At 67.7% G+C, this 19,340-nt stretch carries 14 protein-coding genes; 8 read left to right on the top strand and 6 right to left on the bottom strand.

Going from position 1 to position 19,340, the window contains the following annotated elements; all coding sequences use genetic code 11:
* Positions 1-476, top strand: a 476-nt coding sequence (locus DS843_RS10970; RefSeq protein WP_149468915.1) for a transposase, incomplete at its 5' end; no start/stop codon positions are given.
* Positions 477-677: 201 nt separating this feature from the next.
* On the opposite strand, the gene DS843_RS10965 is transcribed toward DS843_RS10970, so the two are convergent.
* Positions 678-2,063 carry a class II 3-deoxy-7-phosphoheptulonate synthase gene (locus DS843_RS10965; protein ID WP_149468914.1) on the bottom strand — a complete coding sequence of 462 codons (1,386 nt, stop codon included), beginning with the start codon at positions 2,061-2,063 and terminating at the stop codon, positions 678-680.
* 217 nt (positions 2,064-2,280) lie between these two features.
* On the opposite strand from DS843_RS10965, the gene DS843_RS10960 reads away from it, so the two are divergent.
* Positions 2,281-3,624: an AmpG family muropeptide MFS transporter gene (locus tag DS843_RS10960; RefSeq protein WP_149468913.1), complete on the top strand. Its 1,344-nt coding sequence runs from the start codon at positions 2,281-2,283 to the stop codon at positions 3,622-3,624.
* Between the two features lie 142 nt (positions 3,625-3,766).
* Here DS843_RS10960 and DS843_RS10955 read toward each other — a convergent pair whose 3' ends face one another.
* The 3 genes from DS843_RS10955 to DS843_RS10945 form a co-directional block, all read right to left on the bottom strand.
* The gene (locus DS843_RS10955; RefSeq protein ID WP_149468912.1) at positions 3,767-4,663 is read right to left on the bottom strand and encodes a manganese catalase family protein; all 897 of its coding nucleotides are present in this window, start codon (positions 4,661-4,663) and stop codon (positions 3,767-3,769) included.
* 153 nt (positions 4,664-4,816) lie between these two features.
* Entirely contained in the window at positions 4,817-6,169 is a 1,353-nt protein-coding gene (gene gor, locus DS843_RS10950) for a glutathione-disulfide reductase (protein WP_149468911.1), read from the bottom strand.
* 124 nt (positions 6,170-6,293) lie between these two features.
* Positions 6,294-6,791 (bottom strand): flagellar basal body-associated FliL family protein, encoded by a 498-nt coding sequence (locus tag DS843_RS10945; RefSeq protein WP_149468910.1) that lies wholly within the window; start codon positions 6,789-6,791, stop codon positions 6,294-6,296.
* Positions 6,792-7,152: 361 nt separating this feature from the next.
* Here DS843_RS10945 and DS843_RS10940 point away from each other — a divergent pair, with 361 nt between their 5' ends.
* Positions 7,153-8,316, top strand: a complete 1,164-nt coding sequence (locus DS843_RS10940) for a nicotinate phosphoribosyltransferase (protein WP_149468909.1) — start codon at positions 7,153-7,155, stop codon at positions 8,314-8,316.
* A gap of 22 nt (positions 8,317-8,338) precedes the next feature.
* On the opposite strand, the gene egtB is transcribed toward DS843_RS10940, so the two are convergent.
* The gene (gene egtB, locus DS843_RS10935; RefSeq protein WP_149468908.1) at positions 8,339-9,637 is read right to left on the bottom strand and encodes an ergothioneine biosynthesis protein EgtB; all 1,299 of its coding nucleotides are present in this window, start codon (positions 9,635-9,637) and stop codon (positions 8,339-8,341) included.
* A 175-nt stretch (positions 9,638-9,812) separates the two neighbouring features.
* Positions 9,813-10,406, bottom strand: coding sequence for a hypothetical protein (locus DS843_RS10930; RefSeq protein ID WP_286192046.1), 594 nt, complete (start codon positions 10,404-10,406; stop codon positions 9,813-9,815).
* Positions 10,407-10,605: 199 nt separating this feature from the next.
* Here DS843_RS10930 and DS843_RS10925 point away from each other — a divergent pair, with 199 nt between their 5' ends.
* From DS843_RS10925 to mfd, 5 genes are all read left to right on the top strand, one after another.
* Entirely contained in the window at positions 10,606-11,385 is a 780-nt protein-coding gene (locus DS843_RS10925) for a crotonase/enoyl-CoA hydratase family protein (RefSeq protein WP_149468906.1), read from the top strand.
* Between the two features lie 148 nt (positions 11,386-11,533).
* Positions 11,534-11,800: a hypothetical protein gene (locus tag DS843_RS10920; protein WP_149468905.1), complete on the top strand. Its 267-nt coding sequence runs from the start codon at positions 11,534-11,536 to the stop codon at positions 11,798-11,800.
* A complete protein-coding gene (locus DS843_RS10915) occupies positions 11,801-14,932 on the top strand; it encodes a tetratricopeptide repeat protein (protein ID WP_149468904.1) in 3,132 nt (1,043 codons plus the stop codon).
* 464 nt (positions 14,933-15,396) lie between these two features.
* A complete protein-coding gene (locus tag DS843_RS10910) occupies positions 15,397-15,699 on the top strand; it encodes an FAD assembly factor SdhE (protein WP_149468903.1) in 303 nt (100 codons plus the stop codon).
* Between the two features lie 10 nt (positions 15,700-15,709).
* Positions 15,710-19,336: a transcription-repair coupling factor gene (mfd, locus tag DS843_RS10905; protein ID WP_149468902.1), complete on the top strand. Its 3,627-nt coding sequence runs from the start codon at positions 15,710-15,712 to the stop codon at positions 19,334-19,336.
* The last annotated feature ends 4 nt before the right edge of the window (positions 19,337-19,340 follow it).

Here is a 19,340-nt window from a genome sequence, read left to right as displayed (position 1 = left end):
CGCCGCTGCGCCTGCGGCTGGTGGCCGGGCGCAAGCCACCGGCGGCGTGCGAACAAGCCCGCCGCCGGGTGCGCGAGACCGCCAAGCGCAAAGGCAAGACGCCCGACGCGCGCTCGCTGGAGGCGGCGGACTGGGTCCTGCTGCTGACCTCGCTGCCGACCGCCCCGTTCGACGCGGCGGCGGTGCTGGCAGCGTATCGCTTGCGCTGGCAGGTGGAACTGGCGATCAAACGCTGGAAATCGTTGCTCGGCTTGGGCGAGGTGCCGGTGCACACGCCAGCAGCGGCGACGGCGTGGATCTACGCCATGCTGATCGCGGCGCTGCTCATCGAGGACAAAGTTGCCGTCACGGCGACGCAATTCCCCCCTCGGCTGCCCACGGATGCCGCACGGCTTCTCTCTGTGGCGCATCTTCGCGCTCTTGGTCCACAGCCTGCGCCTGGCACTGTTCGGTCCGTTTCATTGGCCAGCGCTTGATCCCAGCGCGCCGCGGCTCGCCCGACACATCGCCGACCCGCCCAGACGACGAACACGCCAGACCGAAACCATGCCGGCTCCTTTCATAAGGAGACAAGCATGTTAGCGCCTATGGTCCCTCCCTCCCCCGCTTCGCGGGAGAGGGAAGACTTGCCGCCCCCTCTCCCGCGAAGCGGGGGAGGGTTGGGGAGGGGGAACCGCTTACTCCGCCGCCGCCCGGCGCTCCTTGTCGCGCTGAAGGCGCGCGCGCTTCAGTTCCTCGGCCAGCAGGAAGGCCAATTCCAGCGACTGGCTGGCGTTCAGGCGCGGATCGCAGGCGGTGTGGTAACGCAGCGCCAGCTTGTGGTCGGTGATCGCCTGGGCGCCGCCCGTGCACTCCGTCACATCCTGGCCGGTCAGCTCGAAATGGACGCCGCCGGCATGGGTGCCTTCGGCCTGATGGACGGCGAAGAAATCGCGCGCCTCCGACAGCACCTTTTCCACCGGGCGGGTCTTGTAGCCGCTGGAGGACTTGACGGTGTTGCCGTGCATCGGGTCGCAGGACCAGACGACGACGCGGCCCTCGCGCTGCACCTTGCGGAGCAGGGGCGGGAACTTCTCCGCGACCTTGTCGGCGCCCATGCGGACGATCAGGGTCAGGCGGCCCGGCTCGTTCGTCGGGTTCAGGATGTCGATCAGGCGGATCAGCTCGTCCGGGTCGGTGGACGGGCCGCACTTCAGGCCGATCGGATTCTTCACGCCGCGCAGGAATTCCACATGCGCGCCGTCCGGCTGGCGGGTGCGGTCGCCGATCCACAGCATGTGGGCCGAGACGTCGTACCAGTCGCCCGTGGTGCTGTCCACGCGGGTCATCGCCTGCTCGAAGGGCAGCAGAAGCGCCTCGTGGCTGGTGAAGAACTCCGTCTCGCGGATCTGCGGGGTGGTCTGGGCGGTGATGCCGCAGGCCGCCATGAAGGCCAGCGTCTCGTCCAGCCGGTTGGCGATCTCGCGGAAATGCTCACCGGCGGGGGAGCGCTCCACGAAGCCCAGCGTCCACTGATGCACCTTGTGCAGGTCGGCGTAGCCGCCCTGGGAGAAGGCGCGCAGCAGGTTCAGCGTGGCCGCGGCCTGGGTGTAGGCCTGCATCATGCGCTCCGGGTCCGGAACGCGGGCGTCGGGCGTGAAGTCGAAGCCGTTGATGATGTCGCCGCGGTAGGATGGAAGCTCGATCCCCTCCATCACCTCGGTGTCGGCGGAGCGCGGCTTGGCGAACTGCCCGGCCATGCGGCCCACCTTGACCACCGGGATGGCGGCGCCGAAGGTCAGCACGACGGCCATCTGCAGCAGCACGCGGAAGGTGTCGCGGATGTTGTTGGGGTGGAACTCAGCGAAGCTCTCCGCGCAGTCGCCGCCCTGGAGCAGGAAGGCGTTGCCGGCGGCGGCGGCGGCGAGGCTGTCCTTCAGCCGGCGCGCCTCGCCCGCGAAGACGAGCGGGGGATAGGAGGACAGGCGCTGCTCCACCGCTTCGACCTTGGACGGGTCCGGATAGGTCGGAAGCTGCTTCGCCGGCTTCGACCTCCAACTGTCGGGGGACCAACGCTCAACCATGACGCCCGCTCTTTCCTTGTGCTAAGGGTTCCTTCTGACGGCCGGATGACGGCCAGAGGGGTACTCTGTATAGCCGCCGCCGGGAAATTTTTCCATAGTTTCGACCGCAACTTCCGCAATGGATGATGCGGCGCCGCGCCCGAAAAAGCGCGCTGGCCGGGGCGCCCGGCCACGGCCTATACAGACGGATACGCAGGTGTGCGGAAGGGTTGAACGGGTGAAACCATCCTCCTGGGGGCAGGCGGCCTCCGTCTATCTCGACCGGCGCGTTCTGGCCATTCTGTTCCTGGGCTTTTCCGAAGGGCTGCCGCTGGCGCTGACCGGCTCCACCCTCTCGGTGTGGCTGCGCGAGGGCGGGATCAGCAAGACGGCCATCGGCCTGTTCGCCCTGGTCACCATGCCCTACGCGCTGAAATTCGTCTGGGCGCCGCTGATCGACCGGCTGCGCCTGCCGGTGATGACTCGGCTGTTCGGGCGGCGGCGCGGCTGGGCGCTGGTGGCGCAGGCCGGGCTGATGGCGGCGCTGATCGGGCTGGGCAGCACCAATCCGGTGACCGACCTGTGGTGGACCGCCATGCTGGCCGTGGTCGTCGCCTTCTTCTCGGCCAGCCAGGACATCGTGGTCGACGCCTACCGCGTGGAGGTGCTGGAGGAGCACCAGCAGGCCGCCGGTGCGGCCATCCTCGTGCTGGGCTACCGCTTCGGCATGCTGGCGGCGGGGGCGGGGGCCCTGTACCTCGCGGAGTTCTTCGGCTGGCATGTCGCCTACTACGTCATGGCGGGACTGGTCGCGGTGGGCATGGTGACGATCCTGCTGAACCGCGAGCCGAAGGTCGCGGATTCGGCGGAGTCCAAGGCGCGGGAGCGGCATGTCGCCGACTGGCTGGCCGCGCGCCCGCACCTGACGGGGTGGAAGGCCGATCTTCTGGCCTGGGTCTACGGGGCGGTCGTGGCGCCCTTCGTGGAGTTCATGACGCGCCCGGCCTGGGCGGCGGTCCTGCTGTTCATCGCCTGCTACAAGCTGGGGGACGTGCTGGCGGGGGTGATGTCGGCGCCCTTCTACGTCGATCTCGGCTTCGAGAAGACGGAGATCGCCAACGTCACAAAGCTGTTCGGCCTGTGGGCGACCATCGTCGGCGGGCTGATCGGCGGCGTTCTGGTCGGGCGCGTCGGCGTGCTGCGCGGGCTTCTGGTCGGCGGGCTGATGCAGATGCTGTCCAACCTGGGCTACGTCATGCTGGCGCAGGTGGGGCACGACGTGTCGGCGCTGGCCGTGACGGTGGCGCTGGAGAATGTCTGCGGCGGCATCGCGACGGCGGCCTTCGTCGCCTATCTGTCGAGCCTGTGCAACACGGCCTACACGGCCACACAATACGCGCTGCTCAGCAGCTTCTACAAGCTGGGCGGGGACCTGTTCGGCGCCTCGTCCGGCTGGCTGGCGGAGCGGATGGACTGGAGCAGCTTCTTCCTGCTGTCGACGGGCGGTGCCGTGCCGGGGCTGCTGGTGCTGCTGTGGCTGATGACGCGGCCGAGGCGGGATGAAGTTGTGGTGAAGGCCTGATCCCTTCTCCCCTCCGGGGAGAAGGTCAGGATGAGGGGGCGGCCGTGAGGCCGACCACGTCGACTCATTGCAGAGCGTGGACGCCCTGACAGGGCGCCCCCTCACCCCAGCCTCTCCCCAGGGGGGAGAGGGGAATCGGGGATTACTTCACCGGGGTCATCTTGCCGGAGCCGGGGCCAGCGCCCAAATCGGCACCCGTCACCGGGTTCACATCGGTGCGGGACATGGTGCGCTTGGCGGCCTCGTTGACGGCCTTCATCTCTTCCGCCGCCAGCCGGACGGAGGGATTGCCGTCGCCGCCGCTGACCGGGCCCTGGTCGGGCTTGACGTCCACGAACTCCCACTGCTCGCCCTGGTTCCACGGGCCGCGCATGTCGCCGTCGCCCTTGCTCATGTTGTAGTACTTGTCGGTGTATTCGGGGTTGCCCGGCAGCTTGCCCGGCGGGAAGTTGTTCTCGATGGAATAGAGCGCCTTCTCGAACATCTTCTGGTGCGCCACCTCGCGGGTCATCAGGAAGGTCAGCGCGTCCTTCACGCCCGGGTCGGGGGTGATGTTGATGAGGCGTTCATAGATGATCTTGGCCCGCGATTCCGCGGCGATGTTGGAGCGCAGGTCGGCGGTCGGCTCGCCGATGCTGTCGATGTAGCCGCCGGTCCAGAGCTGCCCCGCGGAATTGGTCAGGGCCGGACCGCCGCCGTAGAGAAGCGCCAGAGTGTGGCTGCCGTTGCCCTTGGCGATGTCGGCATAGAGGTCGGTGACCTCCTCCGCGCCTTCGGCCAGCTTGCCCTTCACGCCCTTGGTCAGCATGGCGACGATGCTGCCGATGATTTCCAGGTGGCTCAGTTCCTCGGTCGCGATGTCGATCAGCATGTCCTTGCGGCCAGGGTCCTCGTCGGCCAGACCCTGCGTGAAGTACCGCAACGCCGCCGCCAGTTCGCCCTGGGGGCCGCCGAACTGTTCCAGCATCAGGCTGGCCAGCTTGGGGTCCGGTTCCGCCACGCGGACCGTGTACATCAGGTTCTTGTTGTGCATGAACATGCGTCGGAGCCCTCCCGAAGCCTTGATGAAGGATGGGTGACGGCGGCCTTGGCGGGGAATGCAGCGCCGCCGTCTTGGTGAGCCCTCAACACAAAGCTTCTTAGAAGCGTTCCAGGAAATCCCGCTCCTGACCTTTGGTTTAACGTCCGACCGTCAGGACACCTTCTCGCGCATCAGGACGAACTCCTCCGCGGTAGAGGGATGGAGGGCGATGGTGCGGTCGAAGTCCTTCTTCGTGGCCCCGCAATTCAGCGCGATGCCCAGCCCCTGCACGATCTCCGGCGCGTCCATGCCCATCATGTGGCAGCCCAGAACCCGTTGGCTCCCGCCGTCCACGATCATCTTCATCAGCACCCGCTCGTCGCGGCCCGACATGGTGTGCTTCATCGGGCGGAAGCCGGCCTTGTAGATGTCCACCTGTCCATATCTGGCCCGCGCCTCCGCCTCGGTCAGGCCGACGGTGCCGAGCGGAGGGATGGAGAAGACGGCGGTCGGGATGTTGGCGTAGCTGATGCTGGTCGGGTTGTCGTTGAACACCGTCTCCACGAAGGCGCGCCCCTCGGCGATGGCGACGGGGGTCAGGGCCATGCGGTCGGTCACGTCGCCCACCGCGAAGATGTTGTCCACGCTGGTGCGCGAATACTCGTCCACCCGGATCGCCCCGCCGTCGTCCAACGCGACCCCTGCGGCTTCCAGCCCCAGGTCGCGCGTGTTCGGGCGGCGCCCGGTCGCCGCCATGACGAGACCGGCGGAATGCTCGCGCCCGAGCTGGTCGGTGACGGTGAAGCCGCCGGGGCCTTCCTCCACCTTCACCGGCTGGGTGCGGGCGAGGATGTTGATGCCGCGCTTGCGCATCTCCTGCGCCAGCGCCACGCGGATGTCGTCGTCGAAGCCGTTCAGCAGCTCCTCGCCGCGGATCATGATCGTCACCTCGGCGCCCAAGCCCCGGAAGATGCCGGCGAACTCCACAGCGATGTAGCCGCCGCCCAGGATGATGACGGAGTGGGGCAGGGTGCCGAGCTGCAACGCCTCGTTGGAGGTGACGGCGTGCTCGATTCCGGGAATCTTCGGCAGGGACGGCCAGCCGCCGGTGGCGACCAGGATGTTCCGGGCGGTGTAGCGCTGGTTGGCGACCTCCACCGTGTGGCGGTCGATCAGCCGACCGAAACCGGTGTGCAGGGTGACCCCGGAATTCTCCAGCATCTTGATGTAGATGCCGTTCAGCCGGTCGATCTCCGCGTCCTTGCGTCCGATCAGCGTGGCCCAGTCGAAGGCCGGCGTGCTGGTGGCCCAGCCATAGCCGCAGGAGTCCTCGAAGGCGTCGCGGAACTGGGCGGCGTAGACCAGCAGCTTCTTCGGCACGCAGCCGCGGATGACGCAGGTGCCGCCGACCCGGCTGCCCTCGCAGATGGCGACCTTGGCGCCCATGGCCGCGGCCCGCCGGCTGGCCGCGACGCCGCCGGAGCCGGCACCGATGGTGAAGAGGTCGAAATCGAACTCGGCCACAGCCGTCTCCCTTCCAATCCCGCTGTTCGAGCGCGTGCCCGAACGGGACGGGAGTTTTCCCCATTCCGGCGCCCCTGTCGAGCGTTCGAGGGCGCTGCGGAGCGTGGGCGGAGCGGACCTTCCCTCAGCGCATGACGAGTTCCTGGACCAGCACCTGCCGGATCTTCATGGTGCCGAGTTCCTTGGACGCCGTGCGCATCACCGCGTCCTTGACGTAGAAGGCGCCGTTGCGCCCGCTCAGCTCGCCGGGGTCGGTTTCCAGCATCACGTTGGTCATGGCGCTGGCGATGCGCGGCCCGTAGCTCTCCACCGTCTTGGCGGGGGCCGTCGGGTCCATGTCCAGAACCACGCGGACCCGCAACTCCCGCAGCCGGTCGCCGTCGGCCAGCGTGAAGATCATCGCGGGAAGGCGCGCGTAATTGGCCGCGGCCCGCAGGGTCTCCGCCACCGGGCGCCCGGCCTGGGCCGTGCCGGGCTTCAGCAGGAACGCCCCGCCGGTGCCCGCGGCGGCCAGCCCGATCATGGTGCAGAGAAGCCCGAGAACCACCCGCCGGCCCAGGCGGTCGAGCGTCGAGGGACCTGCCGCAATGTTCGGCGCGTTCTGGCTGATCGTCCGGCTCATGCCGACCTCGTCGCTTTCCCGGCACCGAAGGGGGATGGCGCCTGTTCTTGAATGGATAGTGAAGGGGCAAAGGGAAGGCGTCAAATATCGGTATTTTATACTTTTTGATGAGAGGTGATTACATTTAGGAACTGCGGTCCTGTTTGCCGGTTCTTTGCGATTGAAATGCGCCGGAATTCGTAGGGTATTTTCGGCAAATCACCCTTGCGCACGGCGGTTGGCGGTCGCGGACGAAGTTTCTTCCACCGGAGCGCCGGGGCGTATAATGCTGGTTTCTCAATCGGATTGCCGTTCCCGCCATGGGGCGGCCTCCGGAAGCGGCCAACGCGAAGGGCAAGAGCGGGAAGACGAGGACATCGCCATGGACGAGACCAGGAAACAGCCGCCGGCCAGCCATACGCCCGCGAGTCATCCGCCCGCCTCTGCCATCACCGAATGGACCGACACCTATTTCAAGCGGACCAAGGAGGCGGTCGGGAAGTTCGGTGACAAGAAGGTCACCTATGCCATCTTCATGCGCCGCCCGGTGGTCTGCGCGCCGCGACTCGCCATCGAATGGCTGGAGGCGGTGGCGCGGGAACGCGGGTTCGACATCGACATCGTCCTGAACTATCCGGAAGGAAAGTGGGTCGGGGCGGGCGAGCCGATCCTGTACATCACCGGCTCCTTCTACCATCTGGTGGACACCGAGACGATCATCCTCCAGAAACTCGGCCCCGCCTGCGTCGGCGCCTACAACGCCTTCACCATGTGCGCCGACCTGCCCAAGACCGCCTTCCTCGCCATGGAGGCGCGCCACTGCGCCGGCACGGAGATGGAGGAGATGATGGCCTACGCCGCCTCCGTCGGGTCGGACCGGGCGAAGCGCAAGGTCGGCGCCAAGGGTTTCATCGGCAACGCCACCGACGCCACCGCCCATTTCTTCGGGCAGAAGAAGGGCATGGGCACCATGCCGCACGCGCTGATCGGTTATGCCGGATCGACCGTGCGGGCGGCGGAGATGTTCCACGAGACCTTCCCCGAACTGCCGCTGACCGTCCTGGTCGATTACTTCGGGCGCGAGGTGACCGACGCGCTGGAGGTCTGCCGCCGCTTCCCCGGCCTCGCCGCGCAGGGCAAGCTGGCGGTGCGGCTGGACACGCCGGGCGGGCGCTTCCTGGAAGGGCTGGACCCGCCGGGCTCCTACGCGGTGCTGGAGCGGCACGCGCCCCATTCCATCCGCGGCTATCGCGACGAGACGCAGCTCCGCTACCTGATCGGCACGGGCGTGTCGGCGGCGGCGATCCACTTCATGCGCGAGAAGCTGGACGAGGCCGGGTTCCCGGCGGTGAAGATCGTCGCCAGCTCCGGCTTCGGCCCGGCGAAATGCCGTCTGATGGCGGAGGCCAACGCCCCCGTGGACATCATCGGCACCGGCAGCTATCTGCCGGAGCGCTGGACCGAGACCTACGCCACCGCCGACATCATCGAATATGACGGGGAGAAGCGCGTGAAGGTCGGCCGCGAGTTCCTGTTCCGGAAGTAGCGCGCCGACCCTCGGGTCCCGTTCAGGCGTCCTCCGCCAGGCGCAGTCCGGTGAAGGACAGGCGGGATTCCGGGCGCAGGTAGTGCCGCGTCGTCGGATTGGCGTGGTCGAAGGGCGTGACGCAGCTTCCTCCCCGAAGCACCATGCGGTTCACCATGAAGCGGCCATGGACGGCCTCGTCCACGCCGTCCGGCAGGTGGTAGCCGGGGTAGGGGGCGAAGGGGCTGCGGGTCCATTCCCATACGTCGCCGAACATCTGCCACGGGCCGTCGCCGTGGCAGGTGCTGGGGCGCGGATGGCGGTGGCCGGTGCCCAGCAGGTTGCCCATGCTGTCGCAGCGGGACGCGACGGCCTCCCACTCCGCCTCGTCCGGCAGGCGCTTTCCGGCCCAGCGGGCGAAGGCGTCGGCCTCGAACCAGCTCACATGGCAGACCGGCTCCGCGGGGTCGAGCGGGCGCATGCCGTAGAGGGTGAAGATCTGCCACGCCCCGTCGCGCCACTCCCAATAGAGCGGCGCCTGCCATTCCTCGGCCCGCACCACCTCCCAGCCGTCGGCGAGCCAGAGCGAGCGCTTGGTGTAGCCGCCGTCCTCGATGAATTCCCGGAAGGCCCCGCAGGACACCGGCAGGGAGGCGAGCCGGAAGGGCTGCAGATAGACGCGGTGGCGCGGCCCCTCATGGTCGAATCCGGCGCAGGCTTCCGTCCGCCCGATCTCGACGACGCCGCCCTCATGCTCCACCCAGCGTTCCGGTTGCTGGGCGGTCTGGAAGAGCTGCGGCGGCTGGTCGTAGGCGGGGCGCAGCGGGTTGCTCCAGAAGGCGTGCTTGATGTGGGTCAGCAGCCGTTCCTGATGGCGACGCTCGTGCGTGATGCCGACGATCACCCGGTCCGCGATGTCCGGAAGCTCCGCGTCGTCGGCCTGGTTCAGCAGATGCAGCACCGCGGCGTTCACATGGTCGCGGTAGCGCATCACCTCCGCCGCGTTGGGCCGGGAGAGCAGGCGCAGGGTGGGGGAGGGAAGCTGATGGCTGCCGAACCGGTCGTCGCGCGCGGCGAAGATCGTCAGGAAGGCCGGATCGAAGGGGCGGTAGCCGGGGTTGCAAGGCACCAGGACGGTGGTTTCGAACAGCCACGTCGTGTGGGCGAGGTGCCATTTGGCCGGTGCGCCGTCGGCCACCGACTGGACCATCAGGTCCTCCGGCGAGAGCGGGGCGGCGAGTTCGGCGGTGCGGGCGCGGATCTTCTGGAAGCGGGTGGAAAGCGCTTGGCGGAGGGCGTCGCCGGACGGCTGGGCGTGCGTTGCGAGATGGGTGTCGGGCACGGTGGAACCTCCCTGCGGGAGCGGGTTTCCGCGGCGGAAACGGCGCGGGGAAGGCGCCCCGGACCGTCGCCGGAGAAATAACGGCGCCATTGTGCCGTATGGCCCGACCATCCAGGGTGGCGCATCGGAGGGAGGCTTTCTCCGAATTCGTGCAGAATGCCCGTGGGACGCAGGGCTATGCGTCCACCACCACATGCGGACGGAAAGCGCCTTCCAGAGTCAGCAGAAGGCGCAGATACACCGCGACCCGCCGCGACGTCGTCGTCCGCTGGGCGAGGCAGTCGCGGAGTTGGTTCGCAAGCGCCACATTCTCCGCCCTTTGTCCCGGCGGAAGCGCCGGGTTGGCGGGGGCTGCCAGATCGACGATGTGGTCGTGATCGACGGGCTGGGACGCGGCGGCCCCGTCGAGAAGCGCCGCCATGCGCTCGATGTCCTGTTCCGACGGCGGGGGCTGGGCGAGGTTGGGGGCGAGGTGTGGCGGCTGACGGCGGTCGGCGAGTTGCGCGCGCAGGTTCTGCTTGATGCGCGCCCGTTGCCCCGCGTCGAGCGTGTGCAGATCATCGATCTCGTCGAACAGCAGGTCGTAGAGGCGCCGCCTCTTGCGGTTGGCCTCGTCCTGGTCGCGGCGCTCCCGCTGCTCCCGCTCCTGCTGTTGCAGGTCCTGCCGATTTTGCCGCCGCTGCTTGCGGTCGGTGGCGCTGCCGCTGCGCTCCACCGAGCCGGGCGCGCGGACCAGAGGTTCCGGACGTCCGATCGAACCGTCGGTCATGGCGACCTCCACGGCAATGGCTTGGAACGTTTATTCTACCAACAGTTCCGATTCTGTCAAGTTGACGCTTCGACGCGTGGCAATGGCAGCATTTTCAGATGAAGTTCCTTCACCTGAAAACGCGGCGTACTCGTTTGTCGGAGGCGCGGCACAGGCTCGACAGTGGGGGCATTCCAAACCCAACAATGAGGAACGCCCGATGCCGAACGCCGACACCACCACCCCCGTTCTGTGCGTCACCGCCGGCGGGATCGCCACCGTCACCCTGAACCGACCGGCGAAGCTGAACGCCATCAGCACCGCGCTGGCCGCCGCGATGCTCGACACGCTGGACGCGCTGGAGGCTGACGAGGCGGTGCGCGCCGTCATCGTCACCGGGGCCGGGGAGCGGGCCTTCTCCGCCGGGGCGGACATCGCGGAGTTCACCCATGCCGTCCGGCGGGGGCCGGAGGCGGCGGTGCGGGCGTTCCGGCCCGGCCAGACGCTGTGCGCGCGGATCGAGGCCTTTCCGAAGCCGGTCATCGCCGCGGTCAACGGCATCTGCTACGGCGGCGGCTGCGAAATCCTGGAGGCCGCGCACCTCGCCGTCGCCAGCGAGCGGGCGAGCTTCTCCAAGGCGGAGATCAAGCTCGGCATGATGCCGACCTTCGGCGGGACCCAGCGGCTTCCCCGCAACGCCGGGCGCAAGCGGGCGTTGGAATGGCTGCTGACCGGCGACGCCTTCCCGCCCGCGACGGCGCTGGCGGTGGGGCTGGTCAATCAGGTGGTGCCCCACGACGCGCTGCTGCCCGCCGCTTTCGAACTGGCGGGACGGATCGTCCGGCATTCCCCGGCGGCAGTGTCCGGCATCCTGGGGGCGGTGACCCGCGGGCTGAACATGACCATCGGCGAAGGGCTGGCGGTGGAGACGGACCACTTCGCCCGGCTGGCCCCCGGCCCCGACCTGCGCGAGGGGCTGGAGGCGTGGTTGGCGCGCTGACGCGCGGGGCATCCGGGAAGACAAGGAAACGCGAGGATTCTGCGGGAATTCGATCCAAATCGATTCTATCCCGTGATAAATTGCACTAATTCGGGGTGATGGTCCCGTCGGCGCAACTCGGAAGTGGTGTCTGGCCTTGGATACTGGATTGATCGTCGGTCTCGCCATGATGGCCATCGGGATGGCCATGCTGTTCGCCAACCGTGGCCGCTCCGGACGCTCCGTGCGCGCAAAGTCCATCGGCGGCAACGTCTATATGGGCGATGTGAACATAGGCAGCACCATCACCCACAACGCCCCTCCGCCACCAGCCAAGCGCGGGTTTTTTGAATGGTCCGGCTGGTTGCTGTCGGCGGGGGGATTCGTTCTGAGCGTTATCAGCGTCTACCCCATGCTGTTTCCGATAAAGCCGTAAATGTCGCTCCTTCAGCTTGGGCCGCGGCGGTCGGTCGATGCCGAAACCATCGTCGGAAACGTCTATCTGGGCGATCTGACGATCCAGCAGTTCGCGGGACATCCTCCGAGCGAACCCGAACTGCCCTGGCTGACGGACATCGACGCGGACACCCGCGACGTCGACCTCCTGCGCTGGCACGCCCGCCTGACACCCATTGTTGGCCGTGGCGAGGAGATGGAGGAGACGCTCGCCTGGGCGACTGGGGCTGGAGCGGTCAAGGCCCGCTTTGTGACCGGTGCGGGCGGCATCGGCAAGTCGCGCTTCGCCGCGGAGGTTGCGGAGAGGCTGCGCGAACAGGGCTGGAAGGCCGGCTTCATCGACCTGCGCAGGGATGTGGTGCTGCCGGTGTCCGAAGCGGGCTTGTTGCTCATCATCGACTATCCGGAGGAGAATCGGAACGCGGTGCGCCGTCTGCTGGAAGACCTGGGGCGCCTTCGCCCTGGCAACGGCCAGAAGATTCGCGTCCTCCTGCTCAGCCGCCGGGGCGAGGGGGGGTGGGCCGACGACGTGGTGCAGTCCGATGCGTCCGGTCTGTTCAGCCGAACCGAGGTTCCCTCCCTGCGCGATATTCAGTCCGCCGGGGATGCCTTCGACCTCTTCAGCGCAGCGGTGCGGCGGCTTGCCCAACTGCGGGGCGGCGAGGCCGCATCCATCGAACCGTCCGCTTTCGAAGCGTGGTTCATCCGCAACGATCTGCATCGCCTGCCGCTGTTCCTGACGGCGGCGGCGGTTCAAACGGTGAACGCCCCGGAAACGCCGATTCTGTCCCTGTCGGGGCGAGAAGTCGTCGACGCGCTGGTGACGCGCGAGCGCCGCCGCGCCGCCAAGGAAGGCACCGATGCCGGCCTCTCGGAAAACGCCTTGCCGCGCCTGTACGCCTTGGCCGCGATTCGGGACGGTCTGGACGCCTCCACTCTGCGCCGGCTCGCTGATCCAGCCTTGTACCTTGGGCTGGGGAGGGTGGAAGACTTGACCGACCGGTTGGCGCGCACCGGGCGTTTGGAGAAAGGAACGCTTCCCAAACTGCAACCCGACATCGTCGCCGCGGCCTTTCTCGTCCAGGAGTTGGCGCGAAGCCCGCAGGACGCGCCGGAATGGCTCTGGGCTGCGATGAAGGAACAGGAAACCGACTCCATGGACCGCGCCGCCCGCCTCGTCCACGACGCCGAGGTGGTGTTGGGTATTCACGACCATCGGCTGACGGCGTGGTTGACGACAATGCTCGATGGGCGCCCGGACCGCTGCGCTTCGCTGGACGGTTGGGCGTCGGACAGAGATCGTGGATTTGCGATGCCCGCCGTTGCCGGTGTAGTGGCGATGACGCTGGCGTCCGTAGCCGGGAATGATACGGAAAAGGCTCGCTGCCTTATGAATGGTTCCACATGCCTATGGATGGCAGGCAACCGAGAAGGCACGTTGTTTGCCATTCAGGAAGCGGTGAACCACTATAGAAAGCTGGCGGATGCCGATCCGGGGCACTTCCTCCCGGACTTGGCGAAGAGCCTCAACAACCTGTCGAGCCGTTTGTCGGAAGCCGGCGACAGAACGGGGGCTCTGGCGGCTATTCGGGAGGCAGTAGGTCATTTCCGAACGCTGGCGGTGTCTGCACCGGAGCGCTTCTTCCCAGACTTGGCGACGAGCCTCAACAACCTGTCTCTCCATCTTTCAGAAGCCGGCGATAGAGCGGGGGCGTTGGCCGCCATTCGGGAGGCAGTGGGCCATTTCCAAACGCTGGCGCAGTCCGCATCGGGGCGCTTCCTGCCGGACTTGGCGATGAGCCTCCATAACCTGTCGAAGATTTTGTCGGAAGCCGGCGACGGAGCGGGGGCGCTGGTGGCCATTCGGGAGGCGGTGAGCATCCGGCGAAAGCTGGCGCAGTCCGCACCGTGGCGCTTCCTCCCGGACTTGGCGATGAGCCTCAGCAGCCTATCTGTCCATTTGTTGGAAGCCAGCGACGGAGCGGAGGCGCTGGCGGCCATTCGGGAGGCAGTGAGCATCCGGCGAAAGCTGGCGGATGCCGATCCGGGGCGCTTCCTCCCGGACTTGGCAAATAGCCTCAACAACCTGTCGAACCGTTTGTCGGAAAGCGGCGACGTACCCGGGGCGCTGGCGGCCATTCGGGAGGCGGTGGGTCACTTCCAAACGTTGGCGCAGTCCACATCGGGGCGCTTCCTCCCGGACTTGGCGATGAGCCTCCATACCCTGTCAAACCGTTTGTCGGAAGCTGGCGACGGAGTGGGGGCGCTGGCGGCCATTCGGGAGGCGGTGAGCATCCGGCGAACGCTGGCTGAGTCCGCATCGGAGCGCTACCTCGCGGATTTGGCGAGCAGCCTCAACAACCTGTCGACTGAACTTTCGGAAACCGGCGACGGAGCGGGGGCGCTGGCGGCCATTCAAGAGGCGGTGGGTCATTTCCGAACGCTGGCTGAGTCCGCACCGGGGCGCTACCTCCCGGATTTAGCGAAAAGCCTCAACACCCTGTCGAACATTCTGTCGGAAGCCGGCGATGGAGCGGGAGCGTTGGCGGCCATTCGGGAGGCGATGGACCATCACCGAACACTGGTGAAGTTCGCTCCGGGGCGCTTTTTACCGGATTTGGCTGATAGCCTCAACAACCTGTCTCGCCGTTTTTCGGAAGCCGGCGACGGAGCGGGGGCATTGGCCGCCATTCGGGAAGCGGTGGACCACTACCGAACGCTGGTGGAGTTCGCAACGGGGCGCTTCCTCCCGGACTTGGCGATGAGCCTCAGCAACCTGTCGACTGAACTTTCGGAAACTGGCGACGGAGCGGGGGCGCTGGCGGCCATTCGGGAGGCGGTGACCATCCGGCGAGGCTTGGCGCAAAGTGAGCCTCAGCGATACGCGCACCTGCTGGCAAACAGCCTGAGCATCATGGCCGGCTTGATCGCCGTATCCGGAACGCCGGAGGAGGCGATTTCCATTTTGGGCGAGGCGATTCATCTTATCGAGCCGCTGGCCAAGAACAATCCGAAGGCGCTTCCGGCGCGTTGGCATCGGCGAATGCTGGCTGACATGGCAAAGTTTCAGCGGATGGTGACAGACGGCGAGGCAAGACCGTGGGGTGATTGAAAGAAGGGTTCCAGGAAGGGGGCGGGGTTTCCGTTCCATTCCTTGCGACCGCAGGGCGCTTGCTCGGGACAACATCACACCTTTCCTGCACGCGCCGGCCTTCTGGTCGCATTACCCGAGCGAAGGCGCATCGGTGCTTACATAGCCCCCACCTAACCTCCCCCGCTGGGCGGGGGAGGAACTGCCGCCACCTTCTCGGCGAAACAGCCGCTTTTCCGTCGAAACACATGCTTTCTCCCCCGCTTGGTGGGAACGGTTAGGTGGGGGCCGGCTTGCCAAAGGCAGCGCCGATGCGCCCTCACGGTGGGACGCGACGGGCCGGGGCCGGGTAGCGGCACCCATCGCCGTTGGGCACCCCCGCGTTTCGGTTTGCCACCGCGCGGTTCGCCGTGCAGGATGCGGGGGTGGATGTGGACCGCTCCGCCCCCTATCTTCCGGGGCCGGGGCTTTTTGGCGTGGATGGCATGAGCGACGAGAACACCCTGTCCGAGAGCGGCGAATCCCTGGAAAACCGGCGCAAGCGGCTGCGCTTCCGGTCGTGGCACCGCGGCATGCGCGAGATGGACCTGCTGATCGGCAGCTTCGCCGACGCCCATGTCCCGGCCTTCGACCACGCGCAGCTCGACCGCTACGAGGCGCTGCTCGAACTCAGCGACCCCGACCTTTACAATTGGTACGCCGGGCGCGAGCCGCTGCCCGCCGAGCATGACACCGACGTCATGCGGCTGTTGACCAAGTTCCGCTACACGCCCCGTCAGGGGTCCTGAGGCCCGATCCTTGCCCAGCTTCGAACAGTTGCAGCCGGGACGCTCCGGCCGCCTTCTGGTCGGCGGCGCGCCCGCCGGTCATGACGCCCGCGTCCTCGCCGACCTCGCCAAGCGGGCGGGGAGCGCCGGGCTTCTCCATGTCGCGCTCGACGACACCCGCGCCGCCCAGTTGGCGGAGGCGCTGGCCTTCTTCGCGCCGTCGCTGGAGGTGCAGGTGTTCCCGGCCTGGGATTGCCTGCCCTACGACCGCGTGTCGCCCAATGGCGGCATCGTGGCGAAGCGAATCGACACGCTGACCCGCCTGCTGGCGCGCAAGGCCGACTCGGCGCCGCTGGTCGTGCTGACCACCGTCAACGCCATGGTGCAGAAGGTGCCGCCCCGCGCCGCCTTCCGCGACGCGGTGTTCTCGGCGAAGCTGCGGGACCGGATCGACCTGGAGAAGCTCCAGCGCTACTTGGCCGGCAACGGCTACACCCGCGCGCAGACGGTGCGCGAGCCGGGCGAGTTCGCCGTGCGCGGCGGCATCGTGGACCTGTTCCCGCCGGGCACCGACGAGCCGCTGCGCCTCGACCTGTTCGGCGACGAGCTGGAGGCCGTGCGCAGCTTCGATCCCATGTCGCAGCGCACCACCGACAAGCGCGACGGCATCGACCTGAAGCCGATGTCCGAGGTGTTCCTGGACGAGGCGGGCATCGCCCGCTTCCGCTCCGGCTACCGGGAGCTGTTCGGCGCGGTCACCGACGACGACCCGCTCTACGAGGCGATCAGCGCCGGGCGCAAGTACGGCGGCATGGAGCATTGGCTGCCGCTGTTCCACGAAACGATGGAATCGCTGCTGGCCTACATGCCCAGGGCCATCCTGTCGCTGGACCATCAGGCGACGGAGGCGCGCGATTCGCGCATCGCGCAGGTGGTGGACTTCCACGGCTCCCGCGAGAGCATGATCGTCATCGAGAAGCGGACGGGCTCGCCGGTCTACAAGCCGGTGCCGGTCGGCATGATGTTCCTCGACGCGCAGGCGTGGGACGATCTGTTCGCCGCCCACGCGGTGGCGCAGCTCCAGCCCTTCGGCACGCCGCCGGGCATCAAGGGCACGCTGGACGCCGGCGGGCGGCGCGGCCACGACTTCGCGGAGGAACGGGCGCGGCCCGACGTGAACGTCTTCGACGCGGTGAAGGACCACATCCGCGCGCTGCGGGCCGACGGTCGGCGTGTGCTGGTGGCGGGCTATTCCGCAGGCTCCCGCGACCGGCTGATGACGGTGCTGGGCGACCACGGCATTCCGGGGCTGGAGCCGGCGGAGAGCATCGAGGACGTCCGCCGATTCGACCGCAACATCATCGGCATGATCGTTCTGGGGATGGAGCACGGCTTCACCTCCGCCGACATGGCCGTCATCACCGAGCAGGACATCCTCGGCGACCGCCTCGTCCGCCCGGTGGCGAAGAAGAAGCGCAAGGCCGCCAACTTCATCGCCGAGTATACGGCGCTGGCCTCGGGCGACCTCGTGGTGCACATGGACCATGGTATCGGGCGCTACGACGGGCTGGAGACGCTGGAGGTGTCCGGCGCGCCGCACGACTGCCTGCGGCTGATCTACGAGGGCGGCGACAAGCTCTACGTCCCGGTCGAGAACATCGAGGTGCTGACCCGCTACGGGTCGGAGGACGCGCACGCGCAGCTCGACAAGCTGGGCGGGGCGGGGTGGCAGGGCCGCAAGGCCCGCGTCAAGAAGCGCCTGAAGGACATGGCCGAGGCGTTGCTGAAGATCGCCGCCGAGCGCATGCTGAAGAAGGCCGATCCGGTCTACACGCCGGAGGGGGTCTATCAGGAGTTCGCCGCCCGCTTCCCCTACCCGGAGACGGACGACCAGTTGAAGGCGATCGAGGAGGTCTTCACCGATCTCGGCTCGGGCCGTCCGATGGACCGGCTGGTCTGCGGCGACGTCGGTTTCGGCAAGACGGAGGTGGCGCTCCGCGCCGCCTTCCTCGTCGCCATGAGCGGCCAGCAGGTCGCCGTCGTGGTGCCGACCACGCTGCTGGCGCGCCAGCATTTCAAGACCTTCACGACGCGGTTCGCGGGGCTGCCTTTGCGCGTCGTCCAGCTTTCCCGCATGGTCACCGCCAAGGAGCAGACCAAGGTCAAGCAGGAGCTGACCGAGGGCACCGCCGACATCGTGATCGGCACCCACGCGCTGCTCGGCAAGGGCGTGCAGTTCAAGCAGCTCGGCATGGTCATCGTCGACGAGGAGCAGCATTTCGGCGTGAAGCAGAAGGAGCGGCTGAAGGAGCTGCGCGCCGACGTGCACGTCCTGACGCTGACCGCCACGCCGATCCCGCGCACCCTGCAGATGGCGCTGTCCGGTGTGCGCGAGCTGTCGCTGATCGCCACCCCGCCGGTGGACCGTCTGGCGGTGCGGACCTTCGTGCTGCCCTACGACCCCGTGGTGGTGCGCGAGGCGATCCTGCGCGAGCATTACCGGGGCGGCCAGACCTTCTACGTCTGCCCCCGCGTGGAGGACCTGCCCAAGGTCGCCGAGCGGGTGCGGGAGTTGGTCCCCGAGGTCAAGATCGTCACCGCCCACGGCCAGATGCCCGCCAGCGAGTTGGAAGAGGTGATGACCGCCTTCGACGAGGGCCGGTTCGAGGTGCTTCTCGCCACCAACATCATCGAGAGCGGCATCGACATCCCCAACGCCAACACGCTGATCGTGCACCGGGCGGACATGTTCGGCCTGGCCCAGCTCTACCAGATCCGCGGGCGCGTGGGACGGTCGAAGGTGCGTGGCTACGCCTACCTCACCTACGCGCCGAACAAGCCGCTGACCGGAACGGCGCAGCAGCGGCTGCACGTCATCGAGACGCTGGACAGCCTGGGTGCGGGCTTCCAGCTCGCCAGCCACGACATGGACATCCGCGGCGCCGGCAACCTGCTGGGCGAGGAGCAGTCGGGCCACGTCAAGGAGGTCGGCGTCGAGCTGTACCAGCACATGCTGGAGGAGGCCGTCGCCAACGCCCGCGCCAACATGGACGGGCAGGTGCCGAGCGGCGCGGAGGACCAGCCCTGGACCCCGCAGATCAACCTGGGCACGCCGGTGCTGATCCCGGAGGAGTATGTCCCCGACCTGACGGTGCGCCTGTCACTCTATCGCCGCATCGCGGAACTGGTGGACCGGGCGGAAATCGACGGCTTCGCGGCGGAGTTGATCGACCGCTTCGGCAAGCTGCCGGGCGAGGTGGAGAACCTGCTGGACGTGGTGACCATCAAGCAGCTTTGCCGTCAGGCGGGGGTGGAGCGCGTGGACGCCGGGCCGAAGGGCGCCGTGCTGACCTTCCGCAACAACAGCTACGCCGAGCCGGCCAAGCTGCTGACCTACATCAGCCAGCAGATGAGCCTGATGAAGCTGCGGCCCGACCACAAGCTGGTCTACACCCGCGAATGGACCGACGAGGCCCAGCGGGTGCGCGGCGTCAACCGGCTGATGAGCGATCTCGCCCAGATGGCCGGTGGCGGTGCCGTTCCGAAGGGCGAGGCGCCTCCGCCCCCGCCGCCCCCTCCGCCGCCGCGCCCCAGCGCGCTGAAGGCCGGGTCGAAGTTCGGGCGGAACATCCCCTCGCGTCCCTTCGGGCGGCGCTGAGGCG

Source organism: Roseomonas genomospecies 6 (assembly GCF_008365375.1).
Taxonomy (GTDB): Bacteria; Pseudomonadota; Alphaproteobacteria; order Azospirillales; family Azospirillaceae; genus Azospirillum.
This window is presented reverse-complemented; position numbering and strand designations above follow the sequence as displayed.

Bases quoted from the DNA above. Each gene is read 5' to 3' on its own strand.
- DS843_RS10965 (WP_149468914.1), bottom strand. From the start codon at position 2,063: ATGGTTGAGCGTTGGTCCCCCGACAGTTGGAGGTCGAAGCCGGCGAAG.
- DS843_RS10955 (WP_149468912.1), bottom strand. From the start codon at position 4,663: ATGTTCATGCACAACAAGAACCTGATGTACACGGTCCGCGTGGCGGAA.
- DS843_RS10945 (WP_149468910.1), bottom strand. From the start codon at position 6,791: ATGAGCCGGACGATCAGCCAGAACGCGCCGAACATTGCGGCAGGTCCC.
- DS843_RS10940 (WP_149468909.1), top strand. From the start codon at position 7,153: ATGGACGAGACCAGGAAACAGCCGCCGGCCAGCCATACGCCCGCGAGT.
- DS843_RS10930 (WP_286192046.1), bottom strand. From the start codon at position 10,406: ATGACCGACGGTTCGATCGGACGTCCGGAACCTCTGGTCCGCGCGCCC.
- DS843_RS10925 (WP_149468906.1), top strand. From the start codon at position 10,606: ATGCCGAACGCCGACACCACCACCCCCGTTCTGTGCGTCACCGCCGGC.
- DS843_RS10915 (WP_149468904.1), top strand. From the start codon at position 11,801: ATGTCGCTCCTTCAGCTTGGGCCGCGGCGGTCGGTCGATGCCGAAACC.
- DS843_RS10910 (WP_149468903.1), top strand. From the start codon at position 15,397: ATGAGCGACGAGAACACCCTGTCCGAGAGCGGCGAATCCCTGGAAAAC.